The 24,648-nt window shown below is 44.3% G+C and carries 25 protein-coding genes; 8 read left to right on the top strand and 17 right to left on the bottom strand.

Translation table 11 applies throughout. The features are described from left to right. Nucleotides 1-23: 23 nt before the first annotated feature. From lpxB to rpsB, 14 genes are all read right to left on the bottom strand, one after another. Nucleotides 24-1,220 (bottom strand): lipid-A-disaccharide synthase, encoded by a 1,197-nt coding sequence (gene lpxB, locus FTW16_RS18595; protein WP_146492101.1) that lies wholly within the window; start codon nt 1,218-1,220, stop codon nt 24-26. Between the two features lie 129 nt (nt 1,221-1,349). After that, nucleotides 1,350-2,138, bottom strand: a complete 789-nt coding sequence (gene lpxA / locus FTW16_RS18590; RefSeq protein ID WP_146492100.1) for an acyl-ACP--UDP-N-acetylglucosamine O-acyltransferase — start codon at nt 2,136-2,138, stop codon at nt 1,350-1,352. Between the two features lies 1 nt (nt 2,139). Continuing rightward, the gene (fabZ, locus tag FTW16_RS18585) at nt 2,140-2,592 is read right to left on the bottom strand and encodes a 3-hydroxyacyl-ACP dehydratase FabZ (protein WP_009847408.1); all 453 of its coding nucleotides are present in this window, start codon (nt 2,590-2,592) and stop codon (nt 2,140-2,142) included. Nucleotides 2,593-2,685: 93 nt separating this feature from the next. Beyond that, nucleotides 2,686-3,717, bottom strand: a complete 1,032-nt coding sequence (gene lpxD / locus FTW16_RS18580; protein WP_146492099.1) for a UDP-3-O-(3-hydroxymyristoyl)glucosamine N-acyltransferase — start codon at nt 3,715-3,717, stop codon at nt 2,686-2,688. A 5-nt stretch (nt 3,718-3,722) separates the two neighbouring features. After that, entirely contained in the window at nt 3,723-4,223 is a 501-nt protein-coding gene (locus tag FTW16_RS18575; RefSeq protein WP_004734343.1) for an OmpH family outer membrane protein, read from the bottom strand. A 27-nt stretch (nt 4,224-4,250) separates the two neighbouring features. Then, entirely contained in the window at nt 4,251-6,656 is a 2,406-nt protein-coding gene (bamA, locus tag FTW16_RS18570; RefSeq protein WP_060982524.1) for an outer membrane protein assembly factor BamA, read from the bottom strand. A 48-nt stretch (nt 6,657-6,704) separates the two neighbouring features. Then, entirely contained in the window at nt 6,705-8,063 is a 1,359-nt protein-coding gene (rseP, locus tag FTW16_RS18565) for a sigma E protease regulator RseP (protein ID WP_146492098.1), read from the bottom strand. Further along, the gene (gene ispC / locus FTW16_RS18560) at nt 8,060-9,268 is read right to left on the bottom strand and encodes a 1-deoxy-D-xylulose-5-phosphate reductoisomerase (RefSeq protein WP_146492097.1); all 1,209 of its coding nucleotides are present in this window, start codon (nt 9,266-9,268) and stop codon (nt 8,060-8,062) included. The genes rseP and ispC overlap by 4 nt, the downstream gene beginning before the upstream one ends. 51 nt (nt 9,269-9,319) lie before the next feature. Further along, nucleotides 9,320-10,162: a phosphatidate cytidylyltransferase gene (locus FTW16_RS18555; protein ID WP_146492096.1), complete on the bottom strand. Its 843-nt coding sequence runs from the start codon at nt 10,160-10,162 to the stop codon at nt 9,320-9,322. A 15-nt stretch (nt 10,163-10,177) separates the two neighbouring features. Next, nucleotides 10,178-10,930 carry an isoprenyl transferase gene (locus FTW16_RS18550; RefSeq protein WP_017063364.1) on the bottom strand — a complete coding sequence of 251 codons (753 nt, stop codon included), beginning with the start codon at nt 10,928-10,930 and terminating at the stop codon, nt 10,178-10,180. Between the two features lie 98 nt (nt 10,931-11,028). Continuing rightward, nucleotides 11,029-11,586 carry a ribosome recycling factor gene (frr, locus tag FTW16_RS18540; RefSeq protein ID WP_017060741.1) on the bottom strand — a complete coding sequence of 186 codons (558 nt, stop codon included), beginning with the start codon at nt 11,584-11,586 and terminating at the stop codon, nt 11,029-11,031. A 97-nt stretch (nt 11,587-11,683) separates the two neighbouring features. After that, entirely contained in the window at nt 11,684-12,415 is a 732-nt protein-coding gene (gene pyrH / locus FTW16_RS18535) for a UMP kinase (RefSeq protein WP_017630771.1), read from the bottom strand. Nucleotides 12,416-12,565: 150 nt separating this feature from the next. Further along, the gene (gene tsf / locus FTW16_RS18530; protein ID WP_017630772.1) at nt 12,566-13,411 is read right to left on the bottom strand and encodes a translation elongation factor Ts; all 846 of its coding nucleotides are present in this window, start codon (nt 13,409-13,411) and stop codon (nt 12,566-12,568) included. Nucleotides 13,412-13,549: 138 nt separating this feature from the next. Continuing rightward, nucleotides 13,550-14,281: a 30S ribosomal protein S2 gene (rpsB, locus tag FTW16_RS18525; protein ID WP_009847420.1), complete on the bottom strand. Its 732-nt coding sequence runs from the start codon at nt 14,279-14,281 to the stop codon at nt 13,550-13,552. Between the two features lie 457 nt (nt 14,282-14,738). Here rpsB and map point away from each other — a divergent pair, with 457 nt between their 5' ends. The 3 genes from map (at nt 14,739) to FTW16_RS18510 (ending at nt 18,943) form a co-directional block, all read left to right on the top strand. Then, the gene (map, locus tag FTW16_RS18520) at nt 14,739-15,617 is read left to right on the top strand and encodes a type I methionyl aminopeptidase (RefSeq protein WP_146492095.1); all 879 of its coding nucleotides are present in this window, start codon (nt 14,739-14,741) and stop codon (nt 15,615-15,617) included. 139 nt (nt 15,618-15,756) lie between these two features. Continuing rightward, on the top strand, nt 15,757-18,378 hold the full coding sequence (glnD, locus tag FTW16_RS18515; protein WP_146492094.1) for a bifunctional uridylyltransferase/uridylyl-removing protein GlnD: 2,622 nt from the start codon (nt 15,757-15,759) through the stop codon (nt 18,376-18,378). A gap of 181 nt (nt 18,379-18,559) precedes the next feature. Beyond that, the gene (locus FTW16_RS18510) at nt 18,560-18,943 is read left to right on the top strand and encodes a DUF3461 family protein (protein ID WP_004734354.1); all 384 of its coding nucleotides are present in this window, start codon (nt 18,560-18,562) and stop codon (nt 18,941-18,943) included. Between the two features lie 126 nt (nt 18,944-19,069). Here FTW16_RS18510 and truC read toward each other — a convergent pair whose 3' ends face one another. Together truC and FTW16_RS18500 are read right to left on the bottom strand one after the other, a co-directional pair. Next, nucleotides 19,070-19,819: a tRNA pseudouridine(65) synthase TruC gene (truC, locus tag FTW16_RS18505; RefSeq protein ID WP_146492093.1), complete on the bottom strand. Its 750-nt coding sequence runs from the start codon at nt 19,817-19,819 to the stop codon at nt 19,070-19,072. After that, nucleotides 19,819-20,133 (bottom strand): YqcC family protein, encoded by a 315-nt coding sequence (locus tag FTW16_RS18500; RefSeq protein WP_146492092.1) that lies wholly within the window; start codon nt 20,131-20,133, stop codon nt 19,819-19,821. Before FTW16_RS18500 ends, truC begins: the two co-directional genes overlap by 1 nt. Nucleotides 20,134-20,220: 87 nt before the next feature. On the opposite strand from FTW16_RS18500, the gene FTW16_RS18495 reads away from it, so the two are divergent. Both FTW16_RS18495 and FTW16_RS18490 read left to right on the top strand, forming a co-directional pair. Further along, nucleotides 20,221-21,261: a DUF3549 family protein gene (locus tag FTW16_RS18495; RefSeq protein WP_146492091.1), complete on the top strand. Its 1,041-nt coding sequence runs from the start codon at nt 20,221-20,223 to the stop codon at nt 21,259-21,261. A 114-nt stretch (nt 21,262-21,375) separates the two neighbouring features. Then, nucleotides 21,376-21,684 carry a DUF3301 domain-containing protein gene (locus FTW16_RS18490; protein WP_017060748.1) on the top strand — a complete coding sequence of 103 codons (309 nt, stop codon included), beginning with the start codon at nt 21,376-21,378 and terminating at the stop codon, nt 21,682-21,684. Here the strand turns inward: FTW16_RS18490 and FTW16_RS18485 are convergent. Beyond that, nucleotides 21,650-22,168, bottom strand: coding sequence for a GNAT family N-acetyltransferase (locus tag FTW16_RS18485; RefSeq protein WP_146492090.1), 519 nt, complete (start codon nt 22,166-22,168; stop codon nt 21,650-21,652). The genes FTW16_RS18490 and FTW16_RS18485 overlap by 35 nt on opposite strands. Before the next feature lie 747 nt (nt 22,169-22,915). Between FTW16_RS18485 and FTW16_RS18480 the strand changes: the two genes are divergently transcribed. The 3 genes from FTW16_RS18480 (at nt 22,916) to FTW16_RS18470 (ending at nt 24,591) form a co-directional block, all read left to right on the top strand. Next, the gene (locus FTW16_RS18480; RefSeq protein WP_017069390.1) at nt 22,916-23,203 is read left to right on the top strand and encodes a hypothetical protein; all 288 of its coding nucleotides are present in this window, start codon (nt 22,916-22,918) and stop codon (nt 23,201-23,203) included. 55 nt (nt 23,204-23,258) lie between these two features. Further along, nucleotides 23,259-23,702: a YaiI/YqxD family protein gene (locus FTW16_RS18475; protein WP_146492089.1), complete on the top strand. Its 444-nt coding sequence runs from the start codon at nt 23,259-23,261 to the stop codon at nt 23,700-23,702. 118 nt (nt 23,703-23,820) lie between these two features. Further along, nucleotides 23,821-24,591 (top strand): MipA/OmpV family protein, encoded by a 771-nt coding sequence (locus FTW16_RS18470; protein WP_146492088.1) that lies wholly within the window; start codon nt 23,821-23,823, stop codon nt 24,589-24,591. Nucleotides 24,592-24,648: the final 57 nt, after the last annotated feature.

Raw genomic sequence — 24,648 nt, 5'->3', positions numbered from 1 at the left:
TTAATGTTCTGTAAGTAAGCGCTTTATGCTTCAACAAAAGGTCGGTCAATCAACTTCAATACCGCGTTAGCGGCTTGTTTGTCTGCGTCTTTGCGGATCCAATGATGCATCTCAGTAAAACGTTCGATCAAGGCACTGTTATCGGCTGATAGCATCTTATCGACAGATGGGAACAAAAAGTCTGGGTGACACTCTTCAAGAATATGCTCTTTGACGATCTCTTCCCCAGCCAAGATATTCGGCAATGATACAAACTCAGTGATCGCCAACTTCTTAACAATGTAACCTGTCAGCTTATTTACTTTGTAACCAACCACCATAGGGCGCTTAAGTAACATACATTCAAGAGCCACGGTACCTGAAGCCAAGAGCACAGAATCAGCAGCGGTAATCACGTTGGTTGCCGTATCTTCGACTAACGTGAATTCAAGCTCAGGTGCGGTCGATTGCCAGATTTCAGTAAACTGCTTTTTACGCTGCTCATTAACGAGCGCAACAACAAAATTGATATCCGGATACTTATGCTTAATACGCTGGCAAGTTTCGATAAATGGTTGAGCAATCAAACCCATCTCACCACCACGACTGCCCGGCAATACGGCCAACCACTGCTTGTCTTGATCAAGACCTAAAAGCTCTCGCGCATTCTGTTTACTTGGCTCTAAAGGAATCGCATCTGCCAACGTGTGACCAACAAACTCACAGGCAACGTTATATTTATCGTAGAACGCTTTTTCGAACGGCAAGAAAGCCAATACCAAGTCAGTTGCTTTATCGATTTTAAAGATACGCTTTGGACGCCAAGCCCATACTGAGGGGCTCACGTAATGCACCGTTTTGATACCAGCATTTTTAAGGTCTAACTCAAGCCTTAGGTTAAAGTCGGGCGCATCGATACCTACAAACACATCTGGCGGGTTTTGAGTGAAATACTTAACTAGCTCTGCTTTTACCTTCAACAAACGAGGTAAACGGCCAAGTACTTCAACTAAGCCCATAACGGCCAGCTCTTCCATCTCGAAAAGAGACTCACAACCGAGCGCCTTCATTTTTGGCCCGCCAATGCCAACGAACTCAGCATTTGGGTACTGTGATTTGATCGCTTTAATAAAGCCTTCACCAAGCGTGTCGCCAGAGAGTTCGCCGACAACAATACCTACGCGCAGTGGTTCATTCGAAACAAAGTCCGAGCTATTGGTTGCTGCTTCTTGCTGTGCCATAGTTTTCCAATTCCCTTCTTGCCTAAAACAAAAAAGATCGCCTAACAAGTAGCGATCTTTTTGTTATACCATTCTGATGAAGTAATTATTGTCATACTCACATTGATTGGTACATAACCACATCAAGTATTAACGAATAATACCGCGCTCAGAGCTCTCTAGCATTTCTAGCATAGGAGCTACCGAAGCAAACTCTTTTGCCATTTCAACTAAAGCCACTTTCGCTTCTTCAAGTGTTTTACCTGAACGGTATAACTCTTTGTATGCTTTCTGTAGTGCACGAATTTCTGGTTTCTCAAATCCGTTACGCTTCAAGCCCACTAAGTTAAGACCGAATGGAGCAGCATGGTTACCCTGTGCAAGCACGTACGGCAGTACATCTTGAACTACAGCAGAACAGCCACCAATGTACGCGTAAGCACCAATAGAACAGAATGGGTGAATCGCAGAAAGCGCCATCACACCAGCGTAGTCGCCAACCGTAACGTGACCACCAAGAATAGCGTTGTTACCAATATGAGTGTGGTTACCAACAATAACATCGTGTGCTACGTGAGCATTAACACAAAGTAAGTTGTCATCACCAATTACTGTGGTTGCTTTGTCTTGAACCGTACCACGGTGGATTTGAACCGCTTCACGGATCACGTTGCGATCACCGATCACAACTGTTGTCTCTTCACCACCGTATTTCTTGTCTTGGTTTTCTTCGCCAATAACAGCATGTGGGAAGATACGGTTTTCTTTGCCAATGGTTGTATGACCTTTGATCACAACATGCGACATCACTTCAGTGTCGTCACCAATTGTCACGTTACCAGCAATGTAAGTGAAAGGCCCAACTGTCACGTTAGCACCGATAGTTACATCACCTTCGATTACTGCTGCCGGGTGAATTTTCGCTGTTTCATGAATCATATTAAAACTCTCTACGAGCACATTTAAGTTCAGCTGAACATACAACTACGCCGTCAACTTTAGCAACACCGTTAAACGATGCGATGCCACGACGCTCTTTTAAGAATTCTACTTCGATAACCAGTTGGTCACCTGGCACTACTGGCTTACGGAATTTAGCTTTATCTACACTAGCAAAGTAGTACAGCTCGTTACCAGAAGGCGCACCGAAAGATTTAAATGCTAGAAGGCCTGTTGCTTGTGCCATTGCTTCTAAGATCAACACGCCTGGGAATACAGGAAGCTGAGGAAAGTGGCCTGTGAACTGAGGTTCGTTAACAGAGACATTCTTAATTGCAGTCAGTGTTTTTTCTTTTTCAAAGCTAGTCACACGATCAACCATTAAGAATGGGTAGCGATGAGGTAATAGTTCCTGAATTTCAGTAATGTTCATCGTTGTCTGTTCAGTAGTCAAAGTCGTATTCCTATGTATATTCTTTATTTAATTAGAAGGATTATAAACGAAAAAGACTCGCTGTACGCGAGCCTTTTATTAGAAATGCTGGAATTATGATTCCGCGCTCTTCTCGATAAGTTTTTCAACGGTTTTCAAACGCTTGTTCATTTCATCAATACGATGAACACGCGTTGCTGTTTTACGCCAATCTTTGTTTGGCTGTAAAGGAATACCCGAAGAGTACATGCCTTTCTCAGTGATGCTGCGCATTACCATCCCCATACCGGTGATTGTAACGCCATCAGTAACTTCAATGTGACCATTAATCACACTACCACCACCAATAATACAGTACTTACCTATCGTCGTGCTGCCTGCAATGATAGTACCACCAGCAAGAGCTGAACCATATCCGATGTGAACATTGTGAGCAATCTGAAGTTGGTTATCTAGGATAACGTTGTCTTCAATGATTGTGTCATCTAATGCGCCTCGGTCGATGGTAGTACACGCGCCAATTTCTACGCGGTTACCAATGCGAACAGAACCAACTTGTGGGATCTTAACCCACTCACCTTTCTCGTTCGCATAACCAAAGCCGTCAGAACCAATAACAGTGCTTGATTGAATCAAACATGCTTCACCAATCACAACTTCATGGTAAACGCTTACGTTAGCCCATAGCTTAGTGCCTGTGCCAATTTTCGCATTCTTACCAATAAAGCATCCAGCACCGATGATCACATCATCACTTAGTACCACACCAGACTCAATCACGGCGTTCGCACCAATAGACACATTTTGCCCAATGGTTGCATCGCTAGAGATTGAAGCAGAATCAGCAATAGTCGCTGCGGGTGCAGGAGTAGTATCAAGCGCTTGAGCTACCTTAGCAAAAGCAACGTAAGGGTCACTAACCACAATAACGTTGGTCTTACACAGTTCGCGCTCACTCTCTTTAACCATAATAGCAGATGCTTTACAGTCACCTAGGTGCTTGCTGTACTTCACGTTAGAAAGGAACGTAATGTTACCTTCTTGCGCTTTATCCATAGGAGCGACTGCTGAGACGGTAATCGTACCGTCTCCGTGTAGCTCTCCCCCAGTAATCGTTGCCAATTCGGCTAAAGTCAGGTTCTTCATAAAACTTATTTCAGTGATTTAATTACTTGCTCAGAGATGTTGTATTCAGGCTTACCGTATTGTAGAGCTTGAATATCAACGATCATGTCGTAGCCTTCTTTCTCGGCAACTTTAGTTACAGCATCTTGAATCACTTTGAACAGCTTCTGCTTCTCTTGTGCTTCACGACGTTGACTTGCTTTTTCTAGTGCTTGAGCTTTGATTTTGTACTTGCTGTCTAGTTGGCCTACTTCAATACGAAGCTTCTCAACTTCGTCAGGACCAAGTAGTTCGCCATCACGCTTAAGCTTTTCAATCTTAGTCTTTGCTTCAGCTTGAATGCTCTGTAACTCAGCCGCTTTATCTTTGAACTCTTCCTGCATTTTTTGAAGAACAACTTCACGCTGAGGTAGAGCCTGGAATACTTGTGCAGTGTTTACATAACCCACTTTTTGCGCAGCTTCGGCAGCTGTTGCAAAGAAAGAAGAGCTAAGAACTACAAGGCCTAAACCTGCTGCTTTAATCATATTTTTCAAAATATTGTCCTTTAAATATTAGAAAGTTCTACCAATGGTAAATGTGAAGAATTCCTCATCATCACCTTCGTAAATTTTAACTGGTTTCGCTAGAGAGAAAACCAGTGGGCCCATCGGTGACATCCATTGCAGGGCAGCACCATAAGATGAACGGTAATTTGTTGGATCAGAGTAATCGTAGTAGTACTGACTGCCACTGTTAGGTGCGCCACGGTCTACGAACTCTGTATCCCATACACTTGCCATGTCGAAGAAGACACTGGTTCGAATCTGGCTGCGCGCTTCATCAGAAGCAAACGGCGTTGGGACAATTAACTCTAAACTGGCCAAAGCAACCGCGTTACCACCAACTGAATCATCGGTTGCAGAGCTGTACGTAGGGTTATTTCCTGTGCTGCTTCCGTAAACGGCTTTCGGACCTGCTGAGTTAGAACCAAAGCCACGTAGGGTTGTAAAGCCACCCGCGTAGTAGTTCTCGTAGAATGGGAACAAGTTATCATTACCATCCGTTTGACCATAACCATTACCATAGCCTAATCGGCCACGCATCAATAGTGTGAACTCATGCTTTTTGGTCAGCGGGATGTAATGTTTTACATCGTACTGTGCTTTGAAGTACTTAGCATCAGAGCCTGGTACTGTCATTTTAGCGAAAGCACGTTGGTGGTTACCCTCAGTTGGGAAGAAACCACGGTTCAAGTTGTTACGCGTCCAAGAAATATTGATATCGAAGTCATCAGTTAAGATGTGCTCGTCACCATATTGGTCAATACTTCTCGCAAACTGTTCAACTTGGATATAGGTCGGAACGTTACCGATTTTGTTGTGTGTATAGCCAACACCAAACTCGATACGGTTCAGCTCATCCATAGGGAAACCCCATGTTAGGCTAGTACCATAACTTTGGTTGGTATAGTCGACAATACCCGCTTCAGAGGCTTCGAATTCGTTGTAGAAGATCTTACCGCCTAGACTCACACCATCAAGGTTCCAGTATGGGTCACGGTAGTCTAAGCTCACGTTCTTTTGGTAATCGTTCATCATGGCACTTACACCAACACGGTTACCTGAGCCTGCAAAGTTGTCTTGTTGTAAACCAACTTGGAAACTGACACCTGATTCCGTACCGTAGCCGACACCAAAGTTGATGCTGCCTGAGTTAGCTTCCTTAACGTTGTAAACCAAATCAACTTGGTCTTCACTACCAGGAACACGAACTGTTTGTACATCAACCGTTTCAAAGAAACCTAAACGGTTAAGACGGCTCTTACCAGTATCAATTGACTTAGAGTTAAGCCAACTGCCTTCCATTTGACGCATTTCACGACGAAGAACTTCATCTTTCGTTGAGTTATTGCCCGTGAATCGAATGTCGCGAACATAGATACGGCTACCCGCTTCTACATTGATAACTAACGACACTTCTTTGGTCTCATCATTGAATTCAGGAATCGTACGAACTTGTGGGTACGCATAACCAGATTCACCAAGAATTCGTTTTACGCTCTCTTCTAAAGACGTTACCGATGAACCGTTATAAGTATCACCGTCTTCAAATGGCACTAGCGCTTCAAAATCAGCCTCACGGCCGATGAGTTCACCACGAAATGCGACATCTTTAACGGTGTAGGCTTCGCCTTCATCAATACCAAGCGTGATATAAACGCCTTTCTTATCTGGAGAGATCGCAACCTGAGTAGAGTCTACCTTAAACTTAAGGTAACCACGGTCGAGGTAGTAAGATTTCAGCGCTTCGATATCACCCGCTAATACTTGCTTCTGATATTTTTCATCCGCAAGGAAGTTCCACCATGCAACATCAACGTTCAGATTAAAGCGGCTAAGTAGCTCAGCGTCTGAGAAGACTTCGTTACCGATAAAGTTGATTTGCTGAATCTTAGCAGATACGCCTTCAGTAAAGACAAACTTAAGGTCAGAACGATTACGAGGCAAAGGCGTCACAACCGCTTTTACTGTCGCGTTGTACTTACCAACACTGTAGTAAAAATCTTCAAGACCTTTCTCGATGTTGCTTAGCGTAGTACGGTCAAGGGCTTCACCTTCACGAACGCCAGACGCATCTAGGTTCTGTTGAAGTTGTTCTTCTTTGATCGCTTTGTTACCCGAGAACGAGATACTTGCGATAGTCGGTCGTTCTTTCACTTGAACAACTAAAACACCTTCATCGCGAAGGACTTTAACATCCTCAAAGTTACCCGAAGCATACAATGCACGAATGATCTCAGATACATCGCTTTCATCCACTTCATCGCCAATACGTACTGGCATTTTCAGTAGAGCTGCACCAAGTGCAACACGCTGTAAACCTTCAATCTTGATATCTTGAACTACAAAGTTTTGTGCTCCATTCGCTGCCACACTAGTGGCTAATAGACTTGCGAACAGAATTTGCTTAATCGCCATACTTATTCTAATTATTCCTTGCTACTACCAATGCCTGTGAGAAACCATTCACAGACGAGTAAAATCATTAAATATTGCCAGAGCCATCAAAGAGAAGAGGATTGCACCTCCCACTCTGTATCCCATTTCCTGAACTTTCTCAGGGACCGGTTTACGAGTAATGGCCTCAATAGCGAAAAAGAGCAAATGTCCGCCATCAAGCATAGGCAGCGGAACCAAATTAATAATACCCAAGTTAACACTAATCAGAGCCAAAAAGCCTAAGAAGTAAACCAAACCGTAATCGGCGGTTGTCCCTGCACCTTTAGCTATTGAAATCGGGCCACTCAAGTTATTTAAGCCAACATCACCAACGATGAGCTTCTTAAGCATTGTCAGCGTCAATCCAATGATTTGACCTGTTTTATCAAATGCTTTTCCTACAGACTCAATTACACCAAATTGTAACTCAAAGCGATAATCTTCTGGCCATTCTGCGACTTCTGGAGCAATACCTGCATAGCCAATTGTCGAACCATCAGAAAGCTCGCGACTTTTTGGCGTCATAACTAATGGCTGTTCAACCCCATTTCGCAATACGACCAAGTCCAATGATGTCATTGGATTTGCACGAATTAACTCAACAACCGACTGCCACTGTTCAATAGGCTGTCCATTAATCTCAACAATTTTGTCACCAGCCTTTACTCCGGCATCGTATGCCGCACCGTCATCAATGACTTGAGCAAGCACTGTCGATATCTCTGGAGAATACGGTCTAAAGCCCAGCGTTGTCATTGCAGATTCAGTTTCTGGGTTGAATGACCAGTCTGAAATATCCAATGTCATCTGCTGTTCAAAGCCGATATCGTCTTGAGAAGAAACCGTTACAGTCATGGACTGATCACCAATATGTGATATCAAACCCATATTGACTGATTCCCAATCTGCGGTTTTGATTCCTGAAATAGATTTAAGTTCCATTCCAGTTTCAATTCCGGCTTGTGCAGCAATAGATTGCGGAGTGACTTCACCGATTACAGGTTTAACCGCCGGCACGCCAATCAGAAACACTAGCCAATATGCAAAGACGGCAAAGATAAAGTTAAACGCAGGACCTGCACCAACTATCGCCGTTCTTTTCCACAATGGCTTCTTATCAAAAGCGTATTGTTGTTCGTCTTCAGAAAGGTCGTCAACACGACCATCAAGCATCTTAACGTAGCCGCCCAATGGAATGACTGACAAGCTGTATTCCGTACCATCACGGCCAACTTTGCTCCAGATTGATTTACCAAAACCAATCGAGAATTTCTCAACTTTCACACCACAGCGACGAGCAACCCAGAAATGTCCAAACTCATGAACAGCGACCAGAATGCCAAGCGCTACTATAAAGGATGCGAAGTTCCACAGAATTCCACTCATGCTAGCTGCTCTTTAATAAATTGATTGGCTAATTGACGAGACATATTATCTAGCTCGAGAAGGCTTTCCAAGCTATCTAAGCCCTCAGAGTTATGTTGTTCACATACTTTGCTCATAACATGTTCGTTAATGACAGCAATATCGGTAAACTTCACTCGATTGTTCAAGAAAGCATCGACGGCAATTTCGTTTGCCGCGTTAATTGCAGTTGTAGCATGCTGACCCAAGTAGCAAGCTTCAATCGCTAACCTTAAACATGGGTAACGACTAAAGTCTGGTTCTAGAAAAGTAAGCTCGCCCACTTTAGTGAAATCCAGAGGCTTAACGCCCGCTTCTGTTCGCTCAGGGTAAGACATCGTTAAAGCGATTGGCGTCGCCATATCCGGTTCGCCCATTTGAGCAAGCACAGAGCCGTCCTTGTACTGAACCATAGAATGAATCACAGATTGAGGATGAATAATCACTTTCAACTGTTCTTGAGAGGCATTAAATAACCATTTCGCTTCAATGTACTCTAAGCCTTTATTCATCATGGTCGCTGAATCGACAGAGATCTTAGGGCCCATAGACCAGTTAGGGTGTGCGATAGCGCGTTCAGGAGTCACTGATTCCAACTCAGCCACGTCGGTATAACGGAAAGGACCACCAGAACCAGTTAGCAGAATATGGTTAATACCGTTGGCTTCTAAATCACAGCGACCTAGATTGGTTTGGACGTTTTGCGACAAACACTGGAAGATAGCATTATGTTCACTGTCGACAGGAAGTAGCTCAGCACCGTACTTTTCCACGGCGTCTATAAACAACTGTCCAGACATCACCAAGGCTTCTTTATTAGCAAGCAAGATACGCTTACTAGCCTTAACCGCAGCCATAGTAGGAAGCAAGCCTGCTGCGCCAACAATCGCAGCCATAACAGTGTCTACTTCATCTAGGGAAGCGACCTGACACATGCCTTCTGAGCCTGAAAGCACTTTGATGTTTGGGTAATCCGAAGACAACACATCACTCAGTTGAGACGCAGCATCGGGGCAAGCCATCGCAACATAGCTTGGTTGCCACTTTTCAACTAGCGCCAGCATCTTTTCAACATTCGAACCGGCGGCTAGTGCCACGACCGTATAAAGATCTGGGTTTTGCTCAACGACTTTTAGTGTACTTGCACCAATAGAGCCGGTAGCGCCAAGGATAGTTAGATTTCGCATCACATATGACCGTAGAAATGTAATAAAGGGCAGAATCACTGCCCTTTTTTATTAGAATGCTAAATAAAGCAGAGCAAAGACAGGGAATGCAGCCGTTAAGCTATCTATTCTATCTAGTATACCACCATGACCAGGAATCAGATTACTGCTGTCTTTCACCCCAGACACACGCTTAAACATGCTTTCAACAAGGTCACCAAGAACAGAGATAACGACGGTCACAAGAGTAATAACAATCATGTGAAGAGGACTTGTGAATTGGATATCAAACAAGTCAGCAAAGATCCAAGCCACGATCACTGCAGTAATGATGCCACCAATAAGACCTTCAATCGTTTTATTCGGGCTTACCGCTGGAGCCATTTTGCGCTTACCAAAGCTCTTTCCTGAAAAGTAAGCACCGCTGTCCGCCGCCCAAACGAGCAAGCAAACAAACATCACCAATTTTGCACCGTGGTAGGGGTCAACATCGATACCGTTAGCACGCAGGATAACCACACTCCAGAAGAATGGCAGCAGAGTCAGTACACCAAAGGCGTGACGAAGAAGAGAAGAATCTTTCCATGCAGGCATAGACTTAGGATAAGTCACCGCCATACCACTCGCTATTACCCACCAAATTGAGCCAATCGTTAGAATGGCGTAGTGAGCAGTAGACAAGTTATTAAGGCTAAATGCATCAAAAGGGATAAAAGCAAAACTTGCGGCACTAACCACAACCGTTGGAATCAACGCTAAATAACGCGATTTGCTTTCAATAAACTGAGTCCACTCCCAAAAACCTAATAGCGAGATCACCGCTAATGAAAGAATAAATGTAGGAAGTGATAACTCGAAAATGCCTAGAATAACTAGGGGAGCTAAAATCAACGCCGTAATAATTCGTTGTTTCAAACCAAAAAATCCTTATTAACTGTCCATCAGAGCTTTGATTTGCTCACCGGTGCATCCAAAACGACGCTCACGGTTTACAAACCAAGTCACAGCTTCTACTAAGCTGTCTTCATTAAAGTCTGGCCAGAATTGTTCAGTGAAATACATTTCGGCGTAAGCCAACTGCCAAAGCATAAAATTACTAATGCGGCATTCACCACTGGTACGGATAAGTAGATCGACTTCAGGAATATCTGCCATCGTCAGATGCTGTGTAATCATAGCTTCATCAATGTCATCTACATTAATATCACCAGACTTTACCTGTTGAGCAATAGAGGTCATTGCTTGCTGAATATCCCACTTACCGCCGTAGTTAGCCGCAATATTAATAACCATACCGGTATTGGTGCTAGTCAAAGCTTCCGCTTCTTCTATCTTCTTTTGTAGTCGATCATTGAAACGACTTTTATCACCAATAACACGAAGTTGTAGATTATTTTTATGAAGCTTTTTTACTTCACTCGATAGCACTGAAATAAACAGTTCCATCAAAATACCGACTTCTTCTTCAGGACGACGCCAATTCTCGCTACTAAACGCAAAAAGAGTAACGGCTTTAATGCCAAGTCTGGCTGCAGAAGAGATAGTTTTACGAACGGCTTGAACACCGTTTTTATGGCCAAAGACGCGAGGCTTGCCCTGAGCTTTTGCCCAGCGACCATTACCATCCATAATGATAGCAATGTGTTTAGGAAGAGAGTCTGTGAACGCTTGAGAATTATGCATAAAAGAGTGAATCAAATTCTAATAGTCGAACAGAGTAGCATAAAAAAACGCTGCACCGTGAGTACAGCGTTTTTCCGGAAAGAAAAGAATATGGAAAATTAAACTTCCATCAACTCTTTTTCTTTAACAGCTAGAACTTCGTCTACGTTCTTAACCGCAGCATCAGTTAGCTTTTGAATTTCGTCTTGTGCTTTACGATCTTCATCTTCAGAGATTTCTTTATCTTTAAGAAGTGCTTTTAGATCGCCATTCGCGTCACGACGGATGTTACGGATAGCAACACGGCCACCTTCAGCTTCGCCACGAACGATTTTAACTAGGTCTTTACGACGCTCTTCCGTTAGCGGAGGAAGTGGAACACGGATAACTGTGCCAGCAGACATAGGGTTTAGGCCTAGGTCAGATGTCAGAATTGCTTTTTCAACTAGAGGAGTCAGTGTTTTATCAAACACTGTAATAGCTAGTGTACGTGCATCTTCAGCGATAACGTTAGCTACTTGAGTCAAAGGCGTTGGAGCACCGTAGTACTCAACAGTAAGACCAGAAAGTAAGCTTGGGTGCGCACGACCTGTACGAATCTTTTGCAGGCTGTTTTTTAGTGCATCAACACTTTTTACCATGCGCTCTTGAGCGTCTTTTTTGATTTCGTTAATCACAATTTCACCTTGATTATGTTCTTTCTTCAAGAAAGCTTTTTATTTGAGTGATAAGGATAAGCTTACCAAAGTCTAACACCTCAGTAAGCCCGAAAAATTAGTCAGCGTCGCTGATTAATGTACCTTCAGTTTCACCCATAACCACGCGACGTAGTGCGCCTGGTTTATTCATGTTAAATACGCGGATTGGCATTTTGTGATCACGTGCTAGCGTAAATGCAGCCAAGTCCATTACTTTAAGTTCTTTATCAAGAACTGTGTTGTAAGACAACGTATCATACAGCTCTGCGTCTGGGTTTGCTACAGGGTCAGAAGTAAATACACCATCTACTTTTGTCGCTTTTAGAACTACGTCAGCTTCGATTTCGATACCACGTAGACATGCAGCAGAATCCGTAGTGAAGAATGGGTTACCAGTACCAGCAGAGAAGATCACAACGCGACCTTGACGTAGTTGGCTGATTGCGTCTGCCCAGTTGTAGTCGTCACACACACCTTTAAGAGGGATTGCAGACATTACACGTGCGTTTACGTAAGCACGGTGAAGAGCGTCACGCATTGCAAGGCCGTTCATTACCGTTGCAAGCATACCCATGTGGTCACCAACAACGCGGTTCATACCTGCTTCAGCAAGGCCTGCACCACGGAAAAGGTTACCACCACCGATAACAACGCCTACTTGAACACCTAGTTCAACCAATTCTTTCACTTCTTGAGCCATACGATCAAGGATCGTCGGGTCAATACCAAAACCTTCTTCGCCTTGTAGTGCTTCACCGCTAAGTTTTAACAGAATACGTTGATACGCCGGTTTAGGGTTCGTAGTCATGGAGTTTACCTTCCAAAGAGTTGATGATTAACAGTCATGGATAAAAACTGAATAGCTCAGTTTGCATTCATAACAGCTAAAAAATAATTCACTATTCATAAAAAGACCGCAGCATTTGCCACGGTCTCTTTTCAAACAATACGCTAAGGATTAACCTTTTTGTACCGCTGCAACTTCGTCAGCAAAGCTCATTTCAGCTGCTTTCTCGATGCCTTCACCAACTTCTAGACGTACGAAGTTAGATACTGAAGCGCCTTTCTCTTTAAGGATAGCGCCAACAGTTTGCTTAGGCTCCATGATGAAAGCTTGACCAGTTAGAGAGATTTCGCCCGTGAATTTCTTCATACGGCCAACAACCATTTTCTCTGCGATTTCAGCTGGTTTGCCTTCGTTCATAGCGATTTCAACTTGAACTGCTTTTTCTTTAGCAACTACGTCTGCAGGTACGTCTTCTGGGTTTAGGAACTCAGGACGTGATGCAGCAACGTGCATTGCAACGTGCTTAAGAGTTTCAGCTTCGCCTTCACCAGCAACAACAACACCGATTTTCTCACCGTGACGGTAAGAAGCTAGTGCAACACCTGAAACGTACTGTACGCGACGGATGTTGATGTTTTCGCCGATTTTTGCAACTAGAGCAACACGAGTCTCTTCGAACTGTGCTTGTAGCTCTTCAACAGTTGCTTGAGAAGCTACTGCAGCAGCTGCAACTTCTTCTGCGAATGCTGTGAAGTTAGCATCTTTTGCTACGAAGTCAGTTTGGCAGTTAACTTCAAGAAGAGCAGCTACGCCGTTCTCTTCTTTGATGATGATTGCGCCTTCAGCAGCAACGTTACCAGCTTTCTTAGCTGCTTTCGCTGCGCCAGACTTACGCATGTTTTCAATTGCTAGTTCGATGTCAGCGTTTGCTTCTACAAGCGCTTTCTTACATTCCATCATGCCAGCGCCAGTGCGCTCGCGAAGTTCTTTAACTAGAGCTGCAGTTACAGTTGCCATTCTCTATTCCTCAGTAAATTCTAAAAAAGATAAAAAACAGGGGCCTAATTAATTGGCCCCTGATATTGACTGTATTCAGTCCGTTAAGCCACCGATTATGACCGCTTAATATGAACTAAATATGGCTCAGAGCCGCTATTATTCAGCTTCTACAAAACCGTCTTTTTCAGCAGCTACAGCAGCAACATCTTTGTTGCGACCTTCTTTAACCGCGTCTGCAGCAGCGTTTAGGTAAAGCTGTACTGCACGGATTGCATCGTCGTTACCAGGGATAACGAAGTCAACGCCGTCTGGGTTAGAGTTAGTATCAACTACAGCGTAAACTGGGATACCTAGGTTGTTTGCTTCTTTAACTGCGATGTGTTCGTGATCAGCATCGATTACGAATAGAGCGTCTGGAAGGCCGCCCATGTTCTTGATACCACCAAGAGATTTCTCTAGCTTCTCCATTTCACGAGTACGCATTAGAGCTTCTTTCTTAGTAAGCTTGTCGAAAGTACCGTCTTGAGCTTGCGCTTCAAGTTCTTTCAGACGCTTGATAGACTGACGAACAGTTTTGTAGTTCGTTAGCATACCGCCTAACCAGCGGTTGTTAACGTAGAACTGGTTGCTGTTGATAGCAGCTTCTTTAACAGCTTCAGATGCAGCGCGCTTAGTACCAACAAAAAGAACTTTACCTTTCTTCTCGCCAACTTTAGCGATTTCAGCTAGAGCGTCGTTGAACATTGGTACAGTTTTTTCTAGGTTGATGATATGTACTTTGTTACGAGCACCAAAGATGAATGGCTTCATTTTTGGGTTCCAGTAACGAGTTTGGTGACCGAAGTGAACACCAGCTTTAAGCATATCGCGCATTGATACAGTTGCCATTTTAAAATCCTCTATGGGGTTAGGCCTCCACATCCCCCATGAATCCGACCCCTAACAACTAACCACTTTTCAGCCGTTATTTGTGTTGTTGAGGCACCCCGGAACATGTGTCGGAATGTGTGTGATTTAAAGAAATAAGTTAGTGGACACAAAGCTTGTTTCGCCAATTGGAGAAAACACTCCTGATGTCCGGCGCGCTTTATACCATATTTTGTCTATCTATGGCTAGAAAAAAATCGAAAAATGGCGACTGCTATACTGACCTCTAAAGACGAATTTCCTCTATAAATGGCATCCATATCAAGTTGCTTCTACATCTTTTAACCGAACATTATTTACTCAGGTTAAACAGTATCCATCGGTATTGTGCGGATATGGGAATGTTGCGCTAAAATGCTGCACTGATAGAATAGCCCCAATATGCACACTTAGGTGCTACCCAATTAAGAGATATGCAATGGCTGTAAAAATTAAAACTGCTGAAGAAATTGAAAAGATGCGCGTCGCCGGCAAACTGGCTTCTGAAATTCTAGAGATGATTGAACCTCATATCCAAGTAGGTACAACGACAGAAGAGCTAAACCAAATCTGTCACGAGTACGCTACGGAAAGAGGCGCATACTCAGCACCACTTGATTACCACGGTTTCCCTAAGTCAATCTGTACGTCTATCAACCACATTGTGTGCCATGGTATTCCAGCATCACAAGACGAAACTGGTAGCACAGGTCAATTCAAACCGGCTGTATTAAAAGATGGCGACATTCTTAACGTTGATATCACGGTAATCATCCCTGATGACGAAAACGCAGACCTAAGCGTTCGTCCACAAGGTTACCATGGCGACACCTCTAAGATGTTCCTTGTGGGTGAAGTTTCACCAGCAAACAAGCGTCTATGTATGGTTGCTCAAGAAGCACTTTACGAAGGCATGCGCCAAGTAAAGCCTGGTGTCCAGCTTGGCCAAATAGGTACTGCTATCGAGAAGTACATCAAAACAAACAATAAGAACAACCCACGCGCGAAATTCTCAATTGTTAAAGATTACTGTGGTCACGGCATTGGGGCTGAATTCCATGAAGACCCACAAGTCGTTCACTACAAAAACAACGACCGCACTGTATTAAAAGCAGGTATGTGCTTCACTATCGAGCCAATGATCAACGCAGGTAAATTTGGCTGCCGTCTTGATGACCAAGATAGCTGGACCGTTTACACAGCCGACAGCAAGAACTCGGCGCAGTGGGAACACACACTAGTTGTGACGGATACTGGTTGTGAAGTACTGACACTACGCAGCGACGATACGATTCCACGCATCATGAAGAACGCTTAGTTCGCCGAACTGAACGCATCCGCCTTTTAAAAATATCCTCGCATTATCGAGGATATTTTTTTATCCGCTCAATTTCGACTTTCCATCAGCTTCTGTTAAATTGTTTACTATTCTCATTTGCTTGCACGGATAGCAGACTATGCCTTATCAATGCCCTCTTACGTTCAATGACGAACAAATTGAAATCTGCGAATTAAAAAATCAGCTCGAGATCTTCACGCAGTATCAAAAAAATGAATTTCTGAATCACCACCCAGTTACCGACTTAGTTCTGTTGCGCTCCGAGTACATGGATTTGCTTCTCAGTCGATTATGGGATCACTTCGGATTCAGCAAACTGCCTCATATCTCACTGGTCGCAGTGGGCGGCTATGGCCGTGGCGAACTTCACCCCTTGTCTGACATTGATATCCTTATCGTCTCGCAGAAAACATTGCCACCAGCACTCGGCGAAAAAGTCAGCCAGTTCATCACCCTACTGTGGGATTTAAGACTCGAAGTTGGTCACGCGGTACGTACCATTGCCGAATGTCTTGATATAGGCATTGATGATTTAACCGTTGCTACCAACCTGCAAGAGTCACGTTTATTGTGCGGCAGTGAAGACACCTTCCAAGAGTTAAAACTGAAGATTCATTCTGATTCATTTTGGCCAAGTGAGACTTTCTATAAGGCTAAGATTCAAGAACAAAGAGAGCGTCACGCTCGCTACCACGACACCACTTACAATCTAGAACCCGATATCAAATCGACTCCGGGTGGATTAAGAGACATCCACACTTTGAGCTGGGTTGCGCGTCGCCATTTCGGTGCAACCTCTTTGTTAGAGATGAGCAAATACGGCTTTCTAACCGATGCGGAGTATCGTGAATTAGTTGAGTGCCAAGATTTCCTATGGCGCGTTCGTTTTGCGCTGCACATTGAACTGCGCCGTTACGACAACCGTCTCACCTTTGCCCATCAAGCCCAGGTAGCTGAACATCTGGGTTATACGGGCGAAGGGAATCGTGGCGTCGAGATGATGATGAAGGAGTTCTATCGAACACTTCGTCGCGTAGCTGAGCTTAATAAAATGCTTCTGAAACTGTTCGATCAAGCGATCATCAATGGCGGTCAGACCCAAGATGCGGAGATTCTCGATAATGATTTCCAACGTCGAGGATCATTGATCGAAGCGCGTAAGCCTGCCCTATTCCAAGCGAGACCAGAAACGATTCTCGATATGTTCATCCACATCGCGAATGACTCTTCCATCGAAGGTGTTAGCCCCCCAACATTACGACAACTGCGTACGGCGCGTCGTCGATTGAACCGATTCCTACATACCATTCCTGAAGCTCGAGACAAGTTCATGGCGTTAGTTCGCCACCCGAATGCACTGCACAAAGCCTTTAGCTTAATGCATAAACTCGGCGTGCTCTCAGCGTACTTACCGCAATGGAGTCAGATAGTAGGTCAGATGCAATTCGACCTGTTCCATGTTTACACCGTGGATGAACACAGTATTCGACTGCTCAAACACATCAACCGATTTGGTCAAATCGAAAACCACGACAAGCACCCTATCTGCTGTGAAGTCTACCCTAGAGTGCAAAAGAAAGAGTTGTTGATCCTTGCAGCCATCTTCCACGACATCGGCAAAGGCCGTGGCGGAGACCACTCTGAGATTGGTGCAGTTGAGGCTTATTCTTTCTGTATCGAGCACGGGCTATCGAAGCCTGAAGCAAAACAAGTCGCGTGGTTGGTACAAAATCACCTGTTGATGTCAGTAACGGCTCAGCGCCGTGATATCTATGACCCAGATGTGATCACCGAATTCGCCAAAAAAGTTCGTGATGAAGAGTCACTCGAACTATTGGTTTGTTTAACCGTGGCTGATATCTGTGCGACGAACCCTGAGTTATGGAACAGTTGGAAACGGACCCTACTCGCAGAGTTATTCCACTCAACTCAGCGTGCGCTGCGCCGTGGCTTGGAAAACCCGGTCGATGTTAGAGATCGTATTCGTCACAATCAACAAATGGCATCGGCACTGCTGCGTAAAGAAGGCTTCACAGCTCGTGAAATTGAAGTGCTATGGCAGCGTTTCAAGGCCGATTACTTCTTACGTCATACGCACAAACAAATCGCTTGGCATTGTGAGCACTTACTTCGCCTGGAAAATCCAAGCCAACCATTAGTACTGATCAGTAAGAAAGCGACACGGGGCGGTACCGAGGTGTTCGTTTACTGTAAAGACCAAGCGGCACTGTTTGCGACCGTGGTTGCCGAACTCGACAGGCGCAACTTTAACGTTCATGACGCGCAGGTCATGGTCAGCAAAGATGGCCATGTTTTGGATACCTTTATCGTACTAGACCAACATGGTGAAGCGATTGATGAAGCGAGACACAAAGCCGTTGCTAAACATTTGACTCATGTATTGGCTGATGGCCGCCCGACGAAGATAAAGACGCGTCGCACGCCACGTAACTTGCAGCACTTTAAGGTCAAAACCTTAGTTGAGTTCCTGCCAACCAAGAGCAAAAAGCGCACCTTGATGGAGTTAAGAGCCCTTGATACGCCGGGGTTATTGGCTCAAGTGGGTGCAACCTTTGCGGAACTAGACATCAACTTACACGGTGCGAAAATCACCACCATCGGTGAACGTGCAGAAGATTTGTTTATTCTGACCAGTGAAGCAGGGGGAAGGCTGTCTGAAGAACAAGAACAGGCGCTAAGAGAACGATTAACCGAGCACGTTTCGGAACTCGCACCTTAGAAAGCTAATGCAGGCTATCACCAGGTTTAATAACTAAATAAGAGTGGGTAAAGATAGAGAGCGATCTTGCCCACAACTTACAATCAATTCACAGATATCAACTATCTAGCTCGTCGTTAGGCTGCTACATTGATCAAGTCAATTACATAAAAGTATTACATTCATAACCTAGAGGTCGCTTATGTATCCAAACCTCACTGGCTTAGGTATCCACGAACCTAAACAGATTGAACGTTACTCCCTTCGCCAAGAAGCGCACAAAGATATCCTGAAGATTTACTTTCGTAAGCAGAAAGGTGAACTGTTCGCAAAAAGCGTTAAGTTTAAGTACCCACGACAAGTAAAAAGTGTGCTTGTTAGCGGTGGCAATAATCAATACAAAGAAGTGACCGAGATTAACCGCAACCTCACTCTTGTAATTGATGAGCTCAACAAAATCACCAAACCTACGCCAACGGCTGAGGTGGATGTGAAGCAGAAGATCCTTACCGACTTACGCCATCTAGAGAAAGTGGTATCAAGTAAGATCGCTGAGATCGAAGCCGATCTAGAAAAGCTAAAATGATCCCGAGAAAAGATAACTAACAACCACGATGAGTTGTTACGCTCAGATCACGCAGACATTAAAAAGGGCTGATATCACTATCAGCCCTTTGTTTTACTTTCTATGCTTACTTAGGTGCGTGTATTTTTACTTAGACGAACACGCTTTAGCATTGATTAAGTTGGTGTCCCACTCAAAAGTTTCAAACAACCTTAACCACGTTTCATCTAGGTTGGCCTTCATTACCAACTCTTCTTTAGTGAAAGGATGAATGAAACGTAATTCAGACGCATGTAGCAACAAACGGTGCGAACCTAAATCATCACGAAACAATCGGTTGTGCTTACCATCACCATGTGAAGTATCACCCACAATTGGGTGTCTTAGGTGAGCCATGTGACGACGCAGCTGATGTTTGCGACCAGTCTTTGGCATCATCTCAACCAAGCAGTAACGGCTCGTTGGGAAACGCCCCGTAGAATATGGTACTTCCACTTTTGCTAGCGGTTCATAAACTGTCACCGCCTCTTGCGCTTCTTTGTCTTCTTTCGCGAACTTATCTGCGATCTTATCCAGTTCAACCTTAAGCGCATAATCGAGCGTATCGCCCTCTTCTATCCACCCACGCACAATCGCATGATAGGTTTTTTGCATCTCGTGGTTGGCGAACATCGGCATCACCTCAGAGGCAACCTCACTCGACAGTGCAAACACCAACACACCAGATGTTGGTCGGTCTAAACGATGCAGAGGAAAGACGTGCTGGCCAATTTGGTCGCGCAGAGTCTGCATCACAAACTGAGTCTCGTGTTTATCCAACCATGAGCGATGCACTAGCATACCCGCAGGCTTATTCACCGCGACAAAATACTCATCTTGATAAATGATCTCTAACATTACGCGCATACCTCATCAATGCTCAGAATCGTCACTAGCAGTTCAGCTTTGTCTGCCTCATTTTTCCACACTTCACCAAAATAAGGATGAATAGCAAAGCCTTTAGGTAGGCTCATTTGTGCATCCATCATTGCATTGATCTTAACGATGAAGATCCACTGCAGCCACTCTTCAGGTTGTAGCGAATCAATAGCGAAAGGTTCAACGCTTACAAGCGCTTCATCCGAAGGCGAAACATCGCTCCACAGCGAACATTGGCGCATTTGTTGTTCTAATTGTTGAAGTAAAGGAGGTAACTTTGTGGCAGCTGTCATTTTTCACCAAGTTATTTATCTAGTGACCTTGAAATTGGGGCATAGAGTACCATCTATTTAGGAAAGAAAGTTAGGAGCTTTATTACTATGGAAACGATTCACACGCTCACTCAGTTACTAAAGAATAGCGGTTGCCAATACGATATCTACGACCTAGGTCGTCGCATTCAGAAGATCGACAACACCTTATTCTCTGATGTTGAGCAAGGGAAACAGCCGTACCCATTTCCACTTCAGAAACAAGCTCACTTAGCGATTAGTTACTGGAACGAACACAAGCAACCTTGGATTTGGTTCCTAAAGTTTAAACTGGACGAAAGAGGCCTATTGCATCAAGGCGATGTAGGCAACTTCCTTAAGTTTGTTATCGAAGCAATGGGCACACGTTTAAACGGCGAGATCAGCGAAGAGCAACAACAAAAGCTGTCTAACAACCCATACACGTTTAAGCCTTCAGAAGACAAGATGGCCGTGTTCCATAGCCAAGTAAGAGCCGGTTTAGATCTGGCGACGAGCCAATACTACGAACACGCTCAACGCTACTTCACTGGCGATCTAGGCTGGGACAACTGGAAAACTGTTGGTCTTCAAGGCATCACCGATATGTGTGCTCGCCTAGGCAGCCAACAAAACGGTGTTGCGATTCGTAAAGCCATCAATAAGCTGCCATCAGAACCGCTATACGCGACGTTAGGTGCGCTTGAGCATACACAAATCAATGACAAGCTGGCTCAACGCTTACAAGAGATGGCTGAAAGCGAGATTAATAGCCAAGAACCGGATCTGTTCTTGCTTTCAGCACTGGTACGTGCCCTTTCTGGCGCAGAGCAAAACACAACGAATGCCGTGATTAATCAAGTCTTGGCTAGCCCACGCCTAAGCCACCAAGAGGTGTTAATTGGTTTGGCTGGTCGCAGCTGGCACGCACTACAAGATCCAGCGATTGCTGAGCAATTCTTGTTGCGCCTCGCACAAACAGGCAACCAGAACCTGTTCAATCAGTTATTTGCAGATTTAGTGATGATTCCGACACTGAGAATGGTATTTTTACCATTATTGAACTCGAACCCATCACCAGAACTCGCCAATGCACTTGTTGAGTTACAACAAGCGGCTAAGTCGCAATAGTCGAATAAATCAAAAGCTGAACGACTTAATAGCAGTCTGGCTCAACCCCAATAGCTCGTAAGAATAAGCTCAAATCACGATTGGAATAGAGAGATAAAAGGAAGTATGGATTAAATGATAGATAACTTATTGGCTATTTTGATGCTGTGCTTCTTTTGCTTTCTATTTTGGCAGCAGCGCAGGCAATCAGAGCTTGCGAAGGCTGCCATTGCGAGAAAGTGTAAAGAGCTGGATTTACAATTGTTGAGTGTTGCTTTCAGTGGCCATAAGCTTAAGATGCGCCATGAGTTAACCACGATTTGGCGCTGGCATACAGTGTACCAATTTGAATTTTCAGCGTTAGGTGATGACCTGTACCAAGGCAAACTGACTATGGTAGGCTTCCGCTCTATGCGGTTTGAGCTACAGCCTCATAGAATGTAACGTCACAATACGCGGTATAGAGATATTCATGGTAAGGGCCAAACTGATCTTGTTTGGTCTCTTTAAATGCAAAGCCTAATTTTTCCAATAATTTAATTGATGGGTTATGGCCAACATTTACAGTCGCGACAACATTCGTTAGACGTTCTTCAAAACACACCAAACTAAAGAAAGGTTTTAGCACCTCACTAGCAAGACCTTGATTCCAGTATTCTTTATCCAAAATAAAACCAAGTTCATGCTTCCCCTCTTCCGATGAAACAAAGACATGCCCAAGATATTCACGGGTTTGGTTGTGGATGATCGCACGGCAGAAGCCGACGTTGTCTTGCAGTATCTCTTGAAATAAGTGCTTAGCAGAGGCAATAGAGTGCGGCCCATTCATTTCAGCACGATTAATGGGGCAGCAATTCAACTTGATAAAGTCGTGTTGTAGCTGTTCGGTATAAGGAACCAACAGCGTTCTTGAGGTTGCTATCGTCATAAAACACTCCTTGTGTTGACCATTAGCAGAAAGCAGATGTAGTGCTCTTAAATAAAGAGCAGCGCCTAAATAAAACGCCAAGAAAAGAAAAGCCCCGACACCGAAGTGTCAGGGCTAGGGTCTTACTCGCAGCAGTCCGGCTACTAATTAATGCTCCATGCATCATCCATAATAGTGGCTGTAATCCTTCAGCTCTTTCCTTTACTTCGCCGTCCTAGCGGTGTCCAATCTTCCTGAAAGCTAACAATCCTAGTTAGCGCACATCACTTGTTCCGTGAGCGGTGTCCTTTACATCATCCTGATGCTAATCCAACCCTTTAATCCTAAAGGTGTCCATTGTCATTCCGTTGCAGCTAACTTCCTGTTAACTGACTGTATCCCTACAATATCCTTACGCTCCATGCTTGATCACTCAATCCTAAGTAACCAAATCTTCATCCTGAAGATAACCAAATCCTTGGTGCTTTCCTGTTCCGTGTCAGAATCCTTCCGACAAGGTTTAATTTACGCGATTTAGGGTTTCGGACAATAGATTTACATCACATTTTGAATCCGAAAAAGTTGTTAATTATATAAAACAAATAAAATTCAACACCTTAACTATATGCACATCAATCTCTCTAGCGATGTATTCGTGTTATCTCACAGCCTTTGTAAGAGATCTCTCACAAGCCATGGGCGGTTTTATGATTCGCTATCATTCACCAGAGCGAGTAAAATGACTGAAGACTAAAAATGGAGATCAACATGCTGACAAAAGATGTTTCTGAAGAGTTGAAATCAGTGCTTGAAGGACTGCAAGCGCAAGGCAAAGAACCGACAGTTGCTTTAGTTAAGGCTCGTATGAGCACATCCGTTCCGATGCCAGCTTTAATTACGACCATCAAGAGCTGGAAAAGCGCCAATCGCGTTCCTAAAGTTGAAGTCGCGACACAAGAAGAGCCTGCACTTGATCGTGTTAGCCAACTGGAAAAGCAAATCCTTGAACTCACTGCTCGCGTTGCCATGCTTGAAGCTAAACTAACTGATCAATAAGGCAACTGAGCAATAAGTTGACCGATAAATAAGCTAACAGAGAAATTAGAACACTATGAAGATATGGGTTGATGCGGACGCTTGTCCAAAGGTTATCCGAGAAACAATCGTACGCGCAGCTGAGCGCACAGGGGTTGAATGTACCTTTGTGGCAAACCATCTGGTTCCCGTTCCTAAACGCAATAACATTCACTCGATTCAAGTGCCAAGCGGATTTGATATTGCTGATGATGAAATCGTAAAACGCACTGAACCTGGCGACCTTGTAATTACATCCGATATCCCTCTGGCCGACGAAGTGATCACCAAAGGTGGGCAAGCACTCAGTTCTCGTGGCGAGCTTTATACCAAAGAGACCATCAAAGCACGTCTGAACATTCGTGACTTCATGGATACTATGCGCTCAAGTGGCATCCAAACTGGCGGACCAAGTACCCTTTCTCAAACCGATCGTCGAGAGTTTGCCAACCACCTCGATCGCCTGCTAGCAAAACGCTAACCTCGACTTTTCTTATTAAGAGATAGTTCTAAGCCATCTCCTAGTCGCTGTAGCTCAGATGAAATTTTAATCGACATACTCCGTTCTTGATATTTATTACAATAACGGAGTATTGATTATGGTTCGTCGAATCACCCTCACGCTATCGATTCTTTTTTGCAGCACTCAGCTTTCCTTTGCCGATGAAAGTTTTGCTGATGAAGACTTTGCCCATAAAGATTTCGCCGATGAAGAATACGGAATCATAGGAGGCAGCATCACCTATGGTGAAAGTGTTTTCTCCACTAAGGGCTCTCCTCAATTCGGAGCAACACCAAACCTCTTCTATTCCGGCCCGAAAGGCTTTATTGATGGCAGCCTAGCCAATTGGCAACTGCTACCTTATGTCGGGTTATCAGGAAACTGGCGCTTTGCTGAAGTGTCAGACACCTTCGTTGATCTGCCTAATGGTATTCAAGACAGAGATGGCAATGGAGAGTTAGGGATAACCTTAGGCACGGTAGGCGCACGCCTCACCTATTTACACGACGTGACTTCAGAACATAACGGCTACGAAGTTCAACTTCACTTAGGCAGAACCTTAGAAACGTGGACCCAGCTATTCACTATTACGCCTTACCTAGAAATCGACTATCGAGACAAAAAGCTCTCAAATCATCTTTACGGCATTTCTAACACCGAAGCTTCTTCCTCTGGGTTGAGTCAGTTTAACTCTGGGTCAACCTTTGTCTATCAAGCCGGGTTAATCGGACTTTATGAGTTCACACCCACTTGGATTGGTATCGCTCGAGCTGACTTAATACATCACGACAGTAACAGTGACTTGATCCAGCGAGATTTAGGTTGGTCATTTGAATTAGGGGTAACCTATCGTTTTGCGGGGTTGTAAATTTGTAGACTCGAATAATTTGTAGGCTTGAATAATTTGCAGACTCCAATAAAAAGA

The organism is Vibrio sp. T20, from assembly GCF_007858795.1.
Taxonomy (GTDB): domain Bacteria; phylum Pseudomonadota; class Gammaproteobacteria; order Enterobacterales; family Vibrionaceae; genus Vibrio; species Vibrio satsumensis.
This window is presented reverse-complemented; position numbering and strand designations above follow the sequence as displayed.